The organism is Streptomyces cyslabdanicus (assembly GCF_052663305.1).
On sequence record NZ_JBQRUW010000053.1, the window covers coordinates 105662 to 121723 of the forward strand.

13 protein-coding genes and 1 pseudogene are annotated in these 16062 nt (G+C 69.9%); 8 read left to right on the forward strand and 6 right to left on the reverse strand.

Annotation, left to right across the window (positions count from 1 at the left end):
* Positions 1-11: 11 nt before the first annotated feature.
* Positions 12-1319, reverse strand: a complete 1308-nt coding sequence (locus tag ACTYVM_RS29390) for a CHAT domain-containing protein (RefSeq protein ID WP_445528867.1) — start codon at positions 1317-1319, stop codon at positions 12-14.
* A gap of 109 nt (positions 1320-1428) precedes the next feature.
* Positions 1429-1851: pseudogene (locus tag ACTYVM_RS29395) on the reverse strand (MarR family winged helix-turn-helix transcriptional regulator); the annotation flags it as partial.
* An 84-nt stretch (positions 1852-1935) separates the two neighbouring features.
* Here ACTYVM_RS29395 and ACTYVM_RS29400 point away from each other — a divergent pair.
* The 3 genes from ACTYVM_RS29400 to ACTYVM_RS29410 all read left to right on the forward strand — a co-directional run bounded on the left by ACTYVM_RS29400 (position 1936) and on the right by ACTYVM_RS29410 (position 6546).
* Positions 1936-2784 carry an alpha/beta fold hydrolase gene (locus ACTYVM_RS29400; protein WP_445528868.1) on the forward strand — a complete coding sequence of 283 codons (849 nt, stop codon included), beginning with the start codon at positions 1936-1938 and terminating at the stop codon, positions 2782-2784.
* Between the two features lie 403 nt (positions 2785-3187).
* Positions 3188-5005: an L-lactate permease gene (locus ACTYVM_RS29405; RefSeq protein ID WP_445528869.1), complete on the forward strand. Its 1818-nt coding sequence runs from the start codon at positions 3188-3190 to the stop codon at positions 5003-5005.
* Positions 5006-5229: 224 nt separating this feature from the next.
* Positions 5230-6546 (forward strand): hypothetical protein, encoded by a 1317-nt coding sequence (locus tag ACTYVM_RS29410; RefSeq protein WP_445528870.1) that lies wholly within the window; start codon positions 5230-5232, stop codon positions 6544-6546.
* A gap of 33 nt (positions 6547-6579) precedes the next feature.
* On the opposite strand, the gene ACTYVM_RS29415 is transcribed toward ACTYVM_RS29410, so the two are convergent.
* Together ACTYVM_RS29415 and ACTYVM_RS29420 are read right to left on the reverse strand one after the other, a co-directional pair.
* Positions 6580-7536 (reverse strand): hypothetical protein, encoded by a 957-nt coding sequence (locus ACTYVM_RS29415; RefSeq protein WP_445528871.1) that lies wholly within the window; start codon positions 7534-7536, stop codon positions 6580-6582.
* Between the two features lie 109 nt (positions 7537-7645).
* Positions 7646-8326: a GntR family transcriptional regulator gene (locus ACTYVM_RS29420; RefSeq protein WP_445528872.1), complete on the reverse strand. Its 681-nt coding sequence runs from the start codon at positions 8324-8326 to the stop codon at positions 7646-7648.
* A 187-nt stretch (positions 8327-8513) separates the two neighbouring features.
* Here ACTYVM_RS29420 and ACTYVM_RS29425 point away from each other — a divergent pair, with 187 nt between their 5' ends.
* The 5 genes from ACTYVM_RS29425 to ACTYVM_RS29445 all read left to right on the forward strand — a co-directional run bounded on the left by ACTYVM_RS29425 (position 8514) and on the right by ACTYVM_RS29445 (position 13898).
* On the forward strand, positions 8514-9704 hold the full coding sequence (locus ACTYVM_RS29425) for a 4-oxalomesaconate tautomerase (RefSeq protein WP_445528873.1): 1191 nt from the start codon (positions 8514-8516) through the stop codon (positions 9702-9704).
* Complete coding sequence (locus ACTYVM_RS29430) at positions 9701-10726, forward strand: amidohydrolase family protein (protein WP_445528874.1); 1026 nt, start codon at positions 9701-9703, stop codon at positions 10724-10726. Before ACTYVM_RS29425 ends, ACTYVM_RS29430 begins: the two co-directional genes overlap by 4 nt.
* A 103-nt stretch (positions 10727-10829) precedes the next feature.
* Complete coding sequence (ligK, locus tag ACTYVM_RS29435) at positions 10830-11513, forward strand: 4-carboxy-4-hydroxy-2-oxoadipate aldolase/oxaloacetate decarboxylase (protein ID WP_445528875.1); 684 nt, start codon at positions 10830-10832, stop codon at positions 11511-11513.
* 26 nt (positions 11514-11539) lie between these two features.
* A complete protein-coding gene (locus ACTYVM_RS29440) occupies positions 11540-12463 on the forward strand; it encodes an amidohydrolase family protein (protein WP_445528876.1) in 924 nt (307 codons plus the stop codon).
* A gap of 52 nt (positions 12464-12515) precedes the next feature.
* Positions 12516-13898: an MFS transporter gene (locus ACTYVM_RS29445; protein WP_445528877.1), complete on the forward strand. Its 1383-nt coding sequence runs from the start codon at positions 12516-12518 to the stop codon at positions 13896-13898.
* 86 nt (positions 13899-13984) lie between these two features.
* Here ACTYVM_RS29445 and ACTYVM_RS29450 read toward each other — a convergent pair whose 3' ends face one another.
* Positions 13985-14485 carry a DinB family protein gene (locus ACTYVM_RS29450; RefSeq protein ID WP_445528878.1) on the reverse strand — a complete coding sequence of 167 codons (501 nt, stop codon included), beginning with the start codon at positions 14483-14485 and terminating at the stop codon, positions 13985-13987.
* Between the two features lie 240 nt (positions 14486-14725).
* Entirely contained in the window at positions 14726-15979 is a 1254-nt protein-coding gene (locus ACTYVM_RS29455; RefSeq protein ID WP_445525936.1) for an IS701 family transposase, read from the reverse strand.
* Positions 15980-16062: the final 83 nt, after the last annotated feature.

Here is a 16062-nt window from a genome sequence, read left to right on the forward strand (position 1 = left end):
GTCCGCAGGCTTCAGGGACCGATGTGGGTGAACGCCGCCCACCGGCTGGGATGTGCGGGATGCTGGTCCCTCAGTCGCGTCACGGCGCCGGTCACGGCGCTCGCAGATCGCTCCGGCCGGAACAGGCCGTCCCGCATGAGCGAACGGAAGACGTCCTTGGCGAGGGTGGTCGCCGTTTCCGCGTCGATCGACCACAGCGCGGCCAGTACCCGGCGAAAGCCCGCGTAGTGCAGCGCCGCGCCGACGGTGATGGCCTCGTCACTCAGCGAAAGGCCGCCGGAGGCTGTCATACAGGCGGAAAGGAAGCCGAAGTCTCCCTGGTAGGAGCCGCGACTCAGGGCGCCGATACTCAACGTCCCGTCGCTCAGCAGGAGTCCGCCCCGGGAGGGATGGAACGGGTCCTGTTGGCCGTGGCAGCTGAAGTGGACCCATCGGTGGGCGGCCAGTTGGTCCAGGACAGCTTTGCGGGTGGCTTGGGGGCCATCCGCCAGCCCCAGGGTGGTCAGCCTGTCCTCGCCGAACACCTCACGAAGCAGGTCCAGTTCCTCCGCGACCTGCAAAAGGGGTGGCATGTCCCCGACGTTCTGCACGGCGACCACCAACAGCTTGTCCGAGGCGGCCGGCGCCGGCTCCGCCGAGCGAGCGGCTTGGGCCAGGGCGCGCAGGGTCGGAGTGTACGAGGAGACGGTCCGGTCCAGTACGCTGCGTCCGCTTCCGTCATGATGCCCGGCCGCGTGCAGAGGAAGGAACGACAACAACCCTGTCGGACACCACCAGATCCGTCGCCTCGTGTCGTCGGCGGTGGGCGCAGCGTCGTCCAGCGCCCGCAGCACCGGTTCGGCGATGACGTCCCAGAGCCAGGCGAGATCCGGGAGCAGAGTCTCGTCAAGCTCGGACTGCGCCTGTAGCAGCTCCGTCTTCGCCGCATGATGGGTCTGGAAATTGTCGGAAACCTCGCGGACGTCCGCGCGGTGCTTGGTGTGTTGCACCCACTGTGCGGCGGTGTCCGTCCGGCGGAGCCGGGCGATGTGGGCCGTGGTGCGGGCGTGGACCTCCTCCCCGGTGAGGTCTGGCAACGGAACGGATGTCACCCCGTCGGCGGTGACGAGCAGCGCGTGACAACGCTGCGCCACGTTGACCACCACACCCGTGCCGTCACCGACAGCGGACGACAGGTCCTGCCATCGCGGCGGAGCAAGGAAGTTGGCGAACTCAGACCCCAATCCCCTGACTTGCTCGATCAACCCGGCCCATTCATGCGCCAGCGCGATCCGTTGATCCGTCGTGCTGCCTGCCCGCAGATCCGGCTCCCGTGCCATGTCGGCGAATGTAGCGCGGGGCCGACGGCACCTCAACTGGGCCGCCCGGCCTTTCGGTGCGGTCGTCACCGGAACACCCGGATGCGGCGGGGGGTGTCGACACGTTGCGGCCGGGAGCCGCTGCTCGACGCACGGCGGTCAGGTAGCGCTGAACGATGTCCATTTCGGCCGGGGGGGAAGTCCTCCGCCGCCTCGACCAGGTTGGCGATGAGCGGGCCGAAGGAGGACCGGCCCAGCTCCACGGCTTTCTGCTCCACCGTCAGCATGACGCGCCGTCGGTCGTCTTCGTCACGCTTGCGGCTCACGAGCCCAGGCGCTCCAGCCGGTCCAGCAGGGCCGTGGTACCGGCCGAGTTGAGCCGCAGCGCCGCGCCCAGTCGTCCCGGGGTGACGTCGGTGCCCGCCCGGTCGGCGTCCAGCAGGTGGATGAGAGCCCGCAGGTCGGTCGGGTGCAGACCGTTTCGCGCGGCGAACTCGGCGCCGTGCAGGTCGAGTTCCACGGTCACCGCGCGCAGCAGATGGACCAGTCGCATCGCGGGGTCGATGTCATCACTCACCCAGCTGTCATCTCGCTGAGCGAGATACTTGGTCAACGAGACGACTCCCGGGGGTTCGCCGTGTCCTCATCCCAAGACTTCTTCGCCGCCTACGACGCGCTGCTCGCCCGCTGGCCCACCGGTACCGCCGAGCTCGACGTTCCCACCCCGTACGGGACCACCCGTGTCCACGCCTACGGCCCCGCTGACGCCACCCCGGTCCTCCTGCTGCACGGCGGCGGCTCCACCGGCGCGGTCTGGTTCGCCAATGCCCCGGTACTCGGCACGCACCACCGACTGCTCGCCGTCGACATCCTCGGTGACGCCGGGCGCAGCGTCCCCGGTGGGCGCCCGCTGCGCACCACCGCCGACCTGATGGGCTGGTTGGACGCGCTGCTCGACGGACTCAGCGTGTCCCGCACGCACCTGCTGGGCCACTCCTACGGCGGCTGGCTGGCCCTGACCTACACCCTGCACGCCGCACGGCGGGTCGACCGGCTGGTGCTGCTCGACCCGACCCAGTGCTTCGCCGGCTTCCGACCGGGTTTCCTGCTGCGTTCGCTGCCGATACTGCTGCACCCGACGAAAGCCCGCGCACGCGCCTACCTGGACCGTGAGACGGCGGGCACGGACACCGACGTGGGCTGGAAGCGGCTCTACGCCTTGGCGGTCTCGGATTTCGCGCACCGGAGACTCGTCGTCGGTCGCCGCCCGGACCCCGCGGCGCTGAGCGTTCCGCTGCTGGTCCTTCTCGCCGGCCGCAGCAACGCCCACGACGCCGAGAAAGTCGCGGCCCGCGCCCGCAAGGCCGTACCGGACGCCCGGATCGAGATCCACGCCGGGCTCACCCACTTCGCCATGCCCACCGCCGTGCCCCCGCGGACGAACCACCGGATCGCCGACTTCCTGGCAGACGAACCGGAGGAGTAAGCCGCCCCGGGCGCCGCCCTGTGGCTGGGCGACGAGCGAGCGGGGCGATGAGGACCCAGTCGCCCGTGGTCGGACGGGAAGACATGATCGCGGACCTCCTGAGGCGGAACACGACGTGTTTTTCCTGAGGACGCGGCGCCCTCACATACAGCCATACATTTGCTGATGGTGCGACAGGAGGAAGTCCGTTTGTGACGCAGGCCACCCGCGCCCCTTGACGCGGATCCGGCCCCACTGCATTCTTCCAGCATTCGGTTGGTGTCTACCGAGTAGTGGAAGCACACGCTCGACGGCCCCCGCCCCGGCCCCGGCGCCGTCGTCCCGTACGCCCTCGCGCAGATCACCCCGGCGCCGACCCCTGGCGCGGCCCCCTCCTCTCCGGTGTCGTAGAAAAGGGTGCTCCATGATCCTCGCCAGCTATCAGCAGGACTACAGTCCGGTGGGCAACTCGCTCGGGCTGTCGTCCATCATCGCGATCCTTCCGCTGCTGGTCCTGTTCGTGCTGCTCGGCGCGGTGCGGATGAAGGCGTGGATCGCCTCGCTGATCTCCCTTGTCATCGCCGTGGTGCTCGCGGTCGCCGTGTACTCGATGCCGCTCGCCGACGCGCTCAACAGCGGCCTGCTGGGCGCCGCGTTCGGCTTCTTCCCGATCATGTGGATCGTCATCAACGCGATCTGGGTCTACAACCTCACCGTCGAGACGGGTCACTTCGACGTGCTGCGCAGGTCGTTCGCGTCCATCAGCGACGACCAGCGGGTGCAGGCGATCATCATCGCCTTCTCCTTCGGCGCCCTCATGGAGGCGCTGGCCGGTTTCGGCACGCCCGTCGCGATCAGTGCGGTCATGCTGATCGCCCTGGGCTTCAAGCCGCTCAAGGCGGCCACCGTCGCCCTGGTCGCCAACACCGCCCCCGTGGCGTTCGGCGCGATAGCCGTGCCGATCACCACACTGGCGGGCGTCACCGGCCTGCCCGTGGACGACCTCGGGGCGATGGTCGGCCGACAGACGCCGGTCCTGGCGCTGTTCGTGCCGCTGGCCCTGGTGTTCATCGTGGACGGCCGACGAGGGCTGCGGCAGACCTGGCCGCCGGCGGTGGTGTGCGGCGTGTCCTTCGCGGTCTTCCAGTACCTGTCCTCGAACTTCTGGTCCGTGCCGCTCGCCGACATCATCGCCGCGCTCGCCTCCGCGCTGGCGGTCCTGGCGTTCACCCGGGTGTGGCACGCCGAGGAGACGTACCAGGAGGGCGACACGGACGACGGCCTGGACGGCGACCCCAACGGCTCCGACGGCGACCCCGACGGTGCCGGCGGCGCCTCCCGTCGGCCGCGGACCCCCGGCGGCGAAGCGGGCCCGGGCGACGGCGAGTTGGCGGACACCCCGGTGCTGACCCGGGCCCGCGCGGACGCCGACCGCGAGCCGCACGACCGGCCGCTGGACGTCTTCAGGGCATACGCCCCCTACTTGGCCGTCATCGTGGTGTTCGTGCTGGCCACCCGGGTCCCGGCGATCACCGGGAAGCCGCCGACCGAGGTCGGCGCGACCGGTACCGGCCTGGAGTCGGTGACGCACATCGTCAACTGGCCGGGTCTGCACATCGTCAAGCCGAACGGCGACCCGGTCGCCACCACCTTCAAACTCAACTACCTGTCGGCGGCCGGGAGTCTGCTGCTGATCGCCGGCGTGATCAGCATGGTGCTGCTCCAGGTCGGCCCGCGCCGCGCCCTGCGCGCCTACGGACACACCCTGGACCAGCTGAAGTTCGCGGTGCTCACCGTGATGCTGGTACTGGGACTCGGCTACCTCATGAACGAGTCCGGTGAGACCACCACACTGGGTCTGTGGATGGCCGGTGCCGGCGGTTCCTTCGCCTTCCTCTCACCGATCCTCGGCTGGCTGGGCGTCGCGGTCACCGGCTCCGACACCTCCTCCAACTCCCTGTTCGGCGCCCTCCAGGTCACCGCCGCCCACCAGGCCGGCCTGTCCCCCACCCTCATGGCCGCGGCCAACTCCTCCGGTGGCGTGCTCGGCAAGATGATCTCCCCGCAGAACCTCGCCATCGCCGCGGCCGCGGTCGGCTTCGAGGGCCGGGAGGGGATCCTCTTCCGCCGGGTCATCGTGTGGAGCGTGGTCTTCATGCTCGTCATGTGCGTGCTCATCTACCTGCAGAGCACCCCGGTGCTCGACTGGATGGTGGTGGACTCGCCGGCGGCCACCCCCTGACACGGAGGTGTGCACGCAGCCGACGCCCTTGCAGAAGGTGACCGTCATGGCGACGTCACCAGCCAGGGCCCGACAGATCGCGCGAACCACCACATGATCTGTCCGGGACCGGACATGTCCGGTCCCCGCCACTCCGAAGGCCTTCCACTGACCTGCTCCGCGTCGTTTGAATGCCGATCAGGCCCAGGCACACCGAGCCTGGCGACACTGAGGAGTCAGTACGGATGAAGCGCTCCATCCTGGCGACCCTGGCCGTCGCGTCGCTTGCGACCATGTCACTCACCGGCGCGACAGCAGCCAACGCGACCTCCCCCGCCGCGGCCACCGTCGCCATGACCGCGCCCCATGCGGCAGCCCAGTCCGCGGACATCTCGCAACTGCGCCAGCAGTTCAACGACTACATCGCCGGCCTCGACCTCGATGCCGACACTCGAGCGGCCGCCGAGGCGGCAGGCTCGTCGGACGACGCACTCGTCGCGGCCGCTGCGAAGTCCCTGGCCCAGGTCAAGGCAGCGCTCACCGATGCCGGCGTCGACAACGAGTGGACCTCCGGGGCCATCGACCCCGACGGCTACGACTGCTCGACCACGGAGTTCCGCGAGTGGGCCCGCGCTCAGACCGCGCAGATCGACCCCGCGTCGTGGGACTGGTACCAGAACGGCTTCCTGGGTCTGTCGCCCGACCTTCTGCTCCAGTACTGGACCCTGATGAAGACGCCCACCAACCCCCATGACACCCCTCTCGGACCCAACGGAGCGAACACCAACGAGCTCGCTCGCACGTTCACGAACCTCCAGCGGTTCTGGGACGTCGACACCAGCGACGTCGGACTCGTCTCGCTCGATGCCAAGGTCCTCGGCCCCGACGGCGCGGCCGACCGTCAGCACGTGTACGACGGCCTCAGCGAGATCAGCCCGCTCGGCGCGCTCTTCCTCCAGATCGGCGTCGAGGGCGGTCTCGGTTCGGGCCGGCTCAACGGGTTCCCGGGCGGCGTCGACAACCCGATGTTCTCGCTCAACGCGTTCGCGATCGACCCCGCCCACTCCGGTGACTCGCAGGAGACCCTCGAGGCACTCGGCATCACCCGGCGTGTGGCGGTGGGACAGGGCATCCTCCAGATGTGGAACGAGCTCGGCCTCGGCCGGGTCGCCGGACGTGCGGTGATGGCCCACGAGTTCGGACACCAGGTCCAGTACTCGGACAACCTCTTCGAGACCGACATCACCGACGAAGCGGAGGCCACCCGCCGTACGGAGCTGATGGCCGACGCCTTCGGCACGTACTTCATGGTCCACAAGCGCGGCGAGTCGCTCAACAAGGCGTACACCCTGCAGGACCTCCAGACGTTCTACAACGTCGGCGACTGCAGCTTCTCCAGCCCCGGGCACCACGGCACGCCCAACCAGCGCTACCACAGCTCCGCCTGGGCTGCCGGCCTCGCCAAGAGTGCCGACGACCAAGGACACGTCCTCCCGAGCCTGACGGTCGCCGACTCCTTCGAGACGATGCTGCCCGAGATCGTCGCTCCCGACGCGCACTGACGGAACCCCTGACACGGTACGTCGGCCGTCGGGTCACACCCAGCCATGTCTGGCGATCTGCAGTCCCAGCTGGAAGCGGGTATCCGCCCCGAGCAGCTCCTGCAGTCGAGTGATCCGGCGGCCCACGGTGCGTTCGGACACTCCGAGCTCCCGCGCGATCGACCGGTCGGTCAACCCGATGCTCAGCAAGCGCACGAGAGGCCGGAAGTCCTTCGAGCCATCCAGCACCAGGCTCTCGTCGGCGAGCGGCATCGACAGCTGCCAGTAGGACTCGAACACGCTGCGCAGCCCCGCGACAAGCCGACGATTCCGAATGTTGGCGACGTGCACCTCCTCATCGCCATCAGAGGTGACGTTGGCGGAGACCACGTCGTCGACGATGACGAGATTGATCGGAACGCCGGGAAATACCCTCGCCTGTTCGCCGGCCGCCATGCATGACTCCACCACCTCGATCGCTGCGGGAGACTCGAGCAGTCGGCTGTCGTACACGACCCTGACCTCGATCCCGCGTGCCAGCACCCCGAAGACACCGTTCGCCGTGGCGATCGGTCGATCGCCTCGCGGAGCCATGGTCAGCGCGTCGATCCGGGTCGTCGCGGAGCTGACAAGGTCCGCGTATTCCTGCAGCGCGATCGCACCGGTCGATATGTCGACGCCCACGTCTGCTCGCTGAGACGCGTTCCACACATCCGTCAGCTCCTCGCCGACCTCTCGGATGTGTGCTGCCAGTTGGGTGTACGACTGCGCGACTGCCTCGAGCGGGCCACGCGGCGCCCGCGCTTCGACCATCCCCTCGACTCGTGCGACGAGGCCCGCGCGCAGCAACGGCCCGAGGACGCGATCGTCCACCTCGGCCAGCGGCAGCCGACCGGCGGTGGCCAGCCGCACATAGAGTGCTCGCGCATCGTCATCCAGGTCCAAGAGCACCTGGTCCGCGGGCAGGCCGGGCCGAGGGACATGCGCCGACGTCACCGGTTCCCGCAACATGCCAACTCCCGTCGTCCCGACCCGACCTCGGCCGGTCCAGCACCGGCTGGCCTGACAGCCTATAACTGGCCCTGTTCACGGGTTTGCTGTCGACGCGGCGGGAACCCGGTCAGGGGCGGGTCGGGGCCGGTGTGGGTGAGGGGGCGGCCGAGGACCGCAGTTGCTCGATCACGTCGTCCAGGTGGGCGGCGGCGGCCCGGGCCGCCGCCGGGGCGTCGCCGCCGACCACCGCGTCGATGATGGCCAGGTGCTGCGGCAGGGACTGGCTGGGGCGTCCGGGGCGCAGGGCCAGCCGGAACTGGAAACGCACCATCGGCCCGTTGAGGCGCTCGAGTTGGCGCCGGGCGACCTCCTGGCCGCTGGCCTCGACGACCAGCTCGTGCAGCCGCTGGTTGAGGGAGGAGTAGGTGTCCCACGCGCCGTCCGCGACGGCCCGGCGCATGTCCGTGCCGATGCGGTCCAGCTCCGCGCGCTGTTTCTCGCTCGCCCGCGTGGCCGCCTTCCGGGCGCACAACTGCTCCAGTGCCGAACGGCACTCGGTGATCTGGATGGCCTCCTCGACGGACACCACGCGGACCCGGGCCCCTCGGTGGGGGACGATCTCGAGGATCTCCTCGGCGGCGAGGTCCTGAAGTGCCTCACGGACGGCGCCGCGGGTCGTCCCGTAGGACTCGGCGAGGTCGTTCTCGACGAGCCTCTGCCCGGGTGCCAGGTCCCCGGAGCGCAGGGCGTGCCTGATGGCGTCCGCCACGTACTGGCGGCCGGCGGCACCCGTGAGCTTGTCCGTCACTCGGTCGACCTCTTCCGTCGTTTCCGTCGTCTTCCATCAGCGGCTCTCGCAGGGAGAACCCTAGTGCGCGGGCCGGTGCGACCACACCTGGAAGCCTTCAGGTTGGCAATTTCTTCCGAACATCTTGTCAACAATCTCGTTGATGACTTAGCTTACTCCGCAATCCCCCGTTCACGAAGGAGTGGTCATGCCCGCCGTAGCGGCCGCCCGGGCCCCAGAGGTCACCAGCCGCGGCTCCCAGACCGCCGTTCCGTGCCTGTTCATGCGGGGCGGTACGTCGCGGGGGCCGTTCTTCGACGCGCGGCTGCTGCCGGACGACCCCGGCGTCCGGGACGCCGTGCTGCTGGCGGCGATGGGCTCACCCGATCCGCGGCAGATCGACGGCATCGGCGGCGCGCACCCGTTGACCAGCAAGATCGGCATCGTACGCCCGGCCACGGAGGCCGCCGTCGACCTGGAATGGACCTTCGCCCAGGTGCAGCCCGGCGGGGACGTCGTCGACACGTCGTCCAACTGCGGGAACATGCTCGCCGCCGTGCTGCCGTTCGCCGTCGAGACCGGCATGATCGTGCCCACCGGGGACCGCACCACCGCCCGCGTGCTGACCCGCAACACCGGCATGGTCGCCGAGATCACCGTCGCCACCCCGGCCGACCACTCGGGGGCCCGGCACGTCGCCTACGAGGGTGCGGCCCGCATCGACGGCGTCCCCGGCACCGCCGCCCCGGTCGAGATCGGTTTCCTGGACACCGCCGGCTCCGTCGCCGGTTCCCTCCTGCCCACCGGGCGCGTGCGGGACACCGTCGAGGTGCCCGGAGTGGGTCCCGTCGACGTCACCCTCATCGACAACGGCCAGCCCCTGGTGGTCGTCTCGGCCGAACGCCTGGGCGCCACCGGCTACGAGACGCCGGCCCAGATCGACGCCGACGACGACCTCAGGGCCCGGGTGGAGGCACTGCGCCTGGTGTGCGGCGCGGCCATGGGTCTTGGCGACGTCACGACGCGGAACTACCCGAAGATGACGCTGGTGGCGCCGCCGCGGCACGGCGGCACCCTCTCCACCCGCAGCCTCATCCCACGGGTGTGCCACCAGTCCATCGGCGTGCTGGCCGCCGTCACGGCCGCCACCGCCTGTGTGCTCGAAGGCAGCGTCGCCCACGACGTGGCCGCCGCCGTGTCCGGCACGGAGCCCACCGTCTCCGTCGAGCACCCGTCCGGCGAGTTCAGCGTCACCCTGGGACGCGACCCGGACGACCCCCAACAGGTCACGCGCTCCGCGCTGTTGCGCACCGCCCGCCTCATCATGGCCGGCGACCTGCTCGTCCCCCGGTCCGTCTGGGACCCCACTCCCACCGTTCAGGAGAAGAAGTCCGCGTGATCATCGACATCCACGGCCACTACACCACGGCCCCCGCCCCCCTCGGGCAATGGCGTGACGCCCAGGTCGCCGCGCTCACCGACCCGGTGCAGGCACCCGACCCGGCCGGCCCCGTCATCAGCGACGACCAGATCCGCGAGTCGATCGAGACCAACCAGCTGCGGCTGATGGACGAGCGCGGCATCGACGTCACCGTCTTCTCCCCCCGCGCCTCGTTCATGGCGCACCACATCGGTGACTTCGCGACCTCCTCGGCCTGGTCCCGCATCTGCAACGACCTGTGCCACCGCGTGTCCGAGCTGTACCCCGACCGTTTCGTCCCCGGGGCGATGCTGCCGCAGTCGCCCGGGGTGGACCCGGCCACCGTGGTCCCGGAGATCGAGCGGGCCGTACGGGACCTGGGCGCGGTCACCGTCAACCTCAACCCGGACCCCAGCGGAGGCCACTGGACCGCTCCCCCGCTGACCGACCGCTCCTGGTACCCGGTGTGGGAGAAGCTCGTCGAGCTGGACGTGCCGGCCATGGTGCACGTCTCCACCAGCTGCAATCCGGCCTTCCACACGACCGGGGCGCACTATCTCAACGCCGACACCACCGCGTTCATGCAGCTGCTGGCCGGGGACCTGTTCGCCGACTTCCCCGAGCTGCGGCTGGTCGTCCCGCACGGCGGCGGCGCGGTGCCGTACCACTGGGGCCGGTTCCGGGGTCTGGCACAGGCGCTCGGCAGGCCGGAGCCGGAGGAGTCGCTGCTGCGCAACGTCTTCTTCGACACCTGTGTCTACCACCAGCCGGGCATCGACCTGCTGCTGGACGTGATCCCCGTCGACAACGTCCTGTTCGCCTCCGAGATGATCGGCGCCGTCCGCGGCGTCGACCCGCGCGCCGGTCACCACTTCGACGACACCCGCCGCTACGTCGAGAAGGCGGGCCTGTCCGCCGAGGACCTGGCGGCGGTCGAGGAGGGCAACGCCCGGCGCGTCTACCCGCGTCTGGACGCCCACCTGACCACCCAGGGCCGCTGAGTCCCCACCCCGCGAGGCGGGGGAGGGCGGGCGCCCCCCGTGCACCGGCCCTCCCCCGCCGCCCAAGAGGGCCCCCGCCCCCGAAAGAGCAAGGAGCCGCACCATGCACCACCTCGGAGTCGTCCACCGGAACATCGAACGCGCCGACCGCGCGGCGGTCGAGGCCCTGTCGGAGTTCGGGGTCGCCACCGTGCACGAGGCCATGGGCCGCCTCGGCCTGATGCGTCCCTGCATCCGGCCCGTCTACGAGGGCGCGAGGCTCTGCGGCACCGCCGTCACCGTGCTGCTGCAGCCCGGCGACAACTGGATGCTGCACGTGGCCGCCGAGCAGGTGCGGGAGGGCGACGTCGTGGTCGCGGGCTGCACCACCGAGAGCGAGGACGGCTTCTTCGGGGAGCTGCTCGCCACCTCGCTGCGCGCCCGAGGCGCCCGGGGCCTGGTCATAGACGGGGGCTGCCGCGACGTCGACGACCTGCGCCGGATGGACTTCCCCGTCTTCTCCCGCGCGATCAGCGCCAAGGGCACCGTCAAGGCCACCCTCGGCTCGGTCAACGTCCCCGTCGTCGTCGCCAACGCGCTGGTGAACCCCGGTGACGTGATCGTCGCGGACACCGACGGTGTCGTGGTCGTCCCCGCCGCCCGGGCCGCCGAGGTCGCCGAGGCGGCCGCGAGGCGCGAGGCCGCGGAAGAGGGCAAGCGGGAGCGGTTCCGGGCCGGCGAGCTGGGCCTCGACCTGTACGCGATGCGCGGCCCCCTGGCCGAGCTCGGCCTGACCTACGTCGACTGACGCCCCGAGCCCGAGGAGCACTCCCCATGACCGACCAGGCCTTCACGGTCACCCCTGGCTGGCTCGACTGGTACCGCGGCCCCAGCACACCCGGCTTCGTCCTGCCGCCGGGAGCCGTCGACGCCCACTGCCACGTGTTCGGCCCCGCCGCCGAGTTCCCCTTCGCCCCCGAGCGCAAGTACACGCCCGTCGACGCCTCCAAGCACGACCTGTTCGCCCTGCGGGACCACCTCGGCGTCACGCGCAACGTCATCGTGCAGGCCACCTGCCACGGCGCCGACAACAGCGCCCTGGTGGACGCCCTGCGCACGGCCGGCCACCTGGCCCGCGGTGTGGCGACCGTGCGTCCCGACGTCAGCGACGAGGAACTGCGGCGCCTGCACGACGCCGGCGTGCGCGGCGTGCGCTTCAACTTCGTGAGGCGCCTGGTGGACGCCGCGCCCACCGCCGCGCTGGAGACCATCGCCCGCCGCATCGCCCCTCTGGGCTGGCACGTCGTCCTGTACTTCGAGGCGGCGGACCTGCCCGACCTGGAGGCGTTCTTCGCCTCCCTCCCGGTGCCGCTCGTCATCGACCACATGGGGCGCCCCGACGTCACCCGGAGCCCGGACGGGCCCGAGTTCGCGGGCTTCCTGCGCTTCGTGGAGGCCAACGACGTCTGGGTGAAGGTCTCCTGCCCCGAGCGTCTGACCGCGACCGGGCCGCGCGCCCTGGACGGGGAGCGGCACGCCTACCGGGACGTCGTGCCCTTCGCCCGCAAGGTCGTCGACGAGTTCACCGACCGGGCCCTGTGGGGCACCGACTGGCCCCACCCGAACATCGAGGACCACATGCCCGACGACGGTCTGCTCGTCGACCACATCCCTCATGTGGCGACCACGCCAGCCCGGCAGCAGGCCCTGCTCGTCGACAACCCCATGCGTCTGTACTGGCCCGAAGAGGCCCGCTGACGTCACCTCGGCCCGGTCATGGCGCCGGGTCCCCCATTTCCAGGAGCGTGCAGTGCAGCACATCCGCACCACCAACGCGGCGAACCGGCTCGACCGGTTGCCGATCTCCAAGTTCCACAAGACCACTCTCGTCGCGGTGGCGTTCGCCTACTTCTTCGAGTTCGCGGACATCAACACCTTCGCCATCACGGCACCGGTGGTGCGCGAGCAGTGGGGTGCAGAGGTCAACCATGTCGCCTATGTGACCTCGTTGTCCTTCGTGGGCATGTTCATCGGCGCCATCGTGGCCGGCGCGCTGGCCGACCGGCTGGGACGCAAACGCGCCCTGGCCGCGACCACGCTGTGGTTCACCCTGTGGTCGTTCACGTGCGTCTTCGCCTGGGACATCTGGTCCCTCGGCGTCTTCCGGGTGCTGACCTCGGCGGGTCTGTCCGCGATGACCGTCGTCGCCGTCGTCTACCTCAGTGAGCTCTTCCCCGCCGCCAAGCGCGGGAAGTTCCAGGCGTACGCCATCGTCATCGGCATCTGCGGCACCCCCGCCACCAACCTCATCGCCTCCGCGGTGGTGCCGATGTCCGACTGGTCCTGGCGCCTGGTCTACCTGTGGGGTTCGCTCGGCGTGCTGTTCCTGTTCTTCGTGCGCAGGCTCGAGGAGTCCCCGCAGTGGCTCGAGTCCCGCGGCCGCCACGAGGAGGCGGAGACCGTCCTGGCGCGCATCGAGGCGAGCGCGGCGGCCGAGCACGGGGCGCTGCCGGAGGCGCAGGAGCCCAAGCCGCAGGGCCCGGTCGTCAAGCCGGGTCTGGGGCTGCTCAAGGACAAGAAGTTCCTGTATCCGACGATCCTGCTGTCGGTCCTGTGGATCACCCAGACGATCGGCTTCTTCGGCTACTCCAGCTGGGCTCCGACGCTGCTGGCCGCCGAGGGCGTCAGCGTGGAGGACTCGATCTTCTACGTCGCCCTGACCACGGTCGGCGCGCCGCTCGGCTCCTTCCTCGCGGCGATGGTCACCGACCGGTTCGAACGCAAGTGGTGCCTGGTGGTCTTCGGGCTGGTCATCGCCGCGTCCGGACTGATGTACGGGCTGACCTTCACCCCGGTGCTCATCGTCGTCTTCGGGTTCCTGGTCAACCTCTTCGAGCGCGGCTACACCGCCCTGGCGTACGCGTACTCCCCCGAGCTGTACAACACCAACGGCCGCTCGCTGGGCACCAGCGTCGCCTACGGTCTGGGACGCCTGTCGAACGCGGTGGGCCCGCTGATGATCGCCGGTATCTACAACGGCGTCGGCTACCAGGCGGTCTTCATGTTCATCGCCGGTACGTGGACCGTCGGCGCCATCGTGCTGGCCGTCTTCGGGCCGGCCACGCGCCGCCGGCGGCTGGCGGCCGAGGCCGCGGCGCAGGTGCAGCCGCAGTCCGTCACCGCGACGTCCTGAGAGCCGGGGCCGGCGAGGGCCGGCAGCCGCGCGGGGTCCGCTGCTCGGCAGTCGGGCCCCGCGCCGCCGTGTCGGCCCTGGTCCGCTCAGTCCTGCGGGTGGTCGCCCGTTCGCCCGTCCAGGAGTTCGCGCACGATGTCCATGTGCCCGACGTGGCGTGCGGTTTCCTCGATCATGTGAATGAGCGTCCAGCGCAGGGACACGGATTCGCCATGCCATGCGGTGCCCAGACTGTCGAGCTCCAACTCGTCGATCACTTTGTCGGACGCGGCACGGGCCCGGCCGTAGAACGCGACGATGTCCGCGGCCGTCTCCGAGGGGGTCGGGCGCAGATCGGCCTCCGGGTCGTCGTCGTCAAACGGGAGAGGTTCCGTCTCACGCCCGAACGTCTCACTGAACCAGCCGTATTCGGTGGCCGCCAAGTGCTTCACGAGCCCCAGCAGGGAGGTCCCGGACGGCGTCATCCGCCGTCGTAGCTGCTCCTCGTCGAGACCCTGCAGTTTCCAGAGCACGACATCGCGGTGCCGGTCGAGACTGACGCGCAAACTCTCTTTTTCGCCACCGGTGGCAGGAACATGTCGAGTCATTCGCCGACTGTAGCGTGGCCGACAACATCGCTGTGCGAACTGCTATGAAGGGCATGGGTGTTAGTACTCCAGCAGGATTTTGCTGTCTGGCCTGGGGTTTCGCTGGGCGGCTGGAGTGTAGCGGGCCGCGGAGTGGTCAGGGGTGGCCTTCGGCAGGCCGCCCCTCGATCGTGCGACAGCGTCGCAGGTAGTGACAGCGGCGGGCGACCGCTTGGCGTCGTCGGCGCCAGTTCGACCAGCTCAGCGCGTGGTGTCGTCCTCGACGGCCACGAAGGTGCGGCGGTTGGGGACGACAAGCTGCCAGGAGTCGCCGAATCTCCGCCACTGTGAACTCGATTGCCCCGGCTGCCTCACCGGTGCCGCCCCCTTTTCCCGGACCTGGTGCGCCGTGGCGGCCAGGAAGGCGTGCGCGAGCATGGCCAGAGTGATGTGCCGGTACCAGCCCACGTAGCGACGGACCTCGTACTGGTCCAGGCCACACTCGTTCTTCGCGGCCTGGAAACACTCCTCGATCGCCCAGCGCGTCCCGGCGATCCGCACCAACTCCCGAACGGTGGTCTCCAAAGGAGCGTAAGCGAGGTAGTAGGCGATCTCATCGGGCTTGCTGATGCTGCGCCGGGCCAGCGCCCACCGCATCCGGTGGGGGACCTCGCCCTGGTAGTCGAACTCGGCAACCGCTGGCAGCCGCACTGCTGCCCAGTAATAAACACGCGGCCCCTTCGCACCGTCACCGCACGAGAGCTTCTCCCATGCTTCGGCCGGGGCCTGCGAGAACAGCCCGTCGATGCGGGGACAGCCCACGGTGAACTGGGACTTGGGCACGGCCAGCACGTAGCCGACGCCCGACTGTTCCAGCAGTCGCCGGAAGCGGCCCTCCTGACCGTAGGCGGCGTCCGCGGTGACCCAGGCGATGGGCAGCGGCGAGGCGAGGGACCGCAGCACGATGCGCCGGGCCAACTCGCCCTTGGTGGCGAATACTCGCTCGTCAGGGACTTTGGCCGCGCGGCAGCGTTCGCGGTCCTCGGTCCAGGTCTTGGGCAGGTAGAGCTCGCGGTCGACCAGGGCCCGGCCTCGGGTGGTGGCGTAGGCGGCGAAGACGCCGATCTGGCAGTTCTCGGTGCGGCCGGCAGTTCCGGAGTATTGGCGCTGAACCCCGGCGGAGGTGATGCCCTTCTTGATGAACCCGGTGTCGTCGATGATGAGGACCCCATCGGTCTCGCCGAGCTTGTCGGCGACGTATTCCTGCAGGTCGTCGCGGATATCGTCGGGGTTCCACTTCGCTCCGGCGAGCAAGTGCTGCAGACCGTCAGGGGTAGCGTGACCTGCCTGCTCGGCCAGTTGCCAGCTGTTCTTTCGGGCCACCGGGGCGAGCAGACCGCGTACGTAGTCACGCATGCGGCGGCGTAGTTCCACCCGGCCGAAGCGATGGCCGATGGTCACGAAGAGGTCGTCCAGTTCCAGGTCCCACTGCTCGGCAACACGCGCGGTGATCACGTGAGAAGGCTGCCCCGCACCCTGTCGCTACCTGCGGCACTGTCGCACGATCGAGGGGCGGCCTGCCGAAGGCCACCCCTGAC

Excerpts from the sequence above, each read along its gene's own strand:
- ACTYVM_RS29390 (WP_445528867.1), bottom strand. The coding sequence starts at position 1,319 with ATGGCACGGGAGCCGGATCTGCGGGCAGGCAGCACGACGGATCAACGG.
- ACTYVM_RS29405 (WP_445528869.1), top strand. The coding sequence starts at position 3,188 with ATGATCCTCGCCAGCTATCAGCAGGACTACAGTCCGGTGGGCAACTCG.
- ACTYVM_RS29410 (WP_445528870.1), top strand. The coding sequence starts at position 5,230 with ATGAAGCGCTCCATCCTGGCGACCCTGGCCGTCGCGTCGCTTGCGACC.
- ACTYVM_RS29415 (WP_445528871.1), bottom strand. The coding sequence starts at position 7,536 with ATGTTGCGGGAACCGGTGACGTCGGCGCATGTCCCTCGGCCCGGCCTG.
- ACTYVM_RS29425 (WP_445528873.1), top strand. The coding sequence starts at position 8,514 with ATGCCCGCCGTAGCGGCCGCCCGGGCCCCAGAGGTCACCAGCCGCGGC.
- ligK (WP_445528875.1), top strand. The coding sequence starts at position 10,830 with ATGCACCACCTCGGAGTCGTCCACCGGAACATCGAACGCGCCGACCGC.
- ACTYVM_RS29440 (WP_445528876.1), top strand. The coding sequence starts at position 11,540 with ATGACCGACCAGGCCTTCACGGTCACCCCTGGCTGGCTCGACTGGTAC.
- ACTYVM_RS29450 (WP_445528878.1), bottom strand. The coding sequence starts at position 14,485 with ATGACTCGACATGTTCCTGCCACCGGTGGCGAAAAAGAGAGTTTGCGC.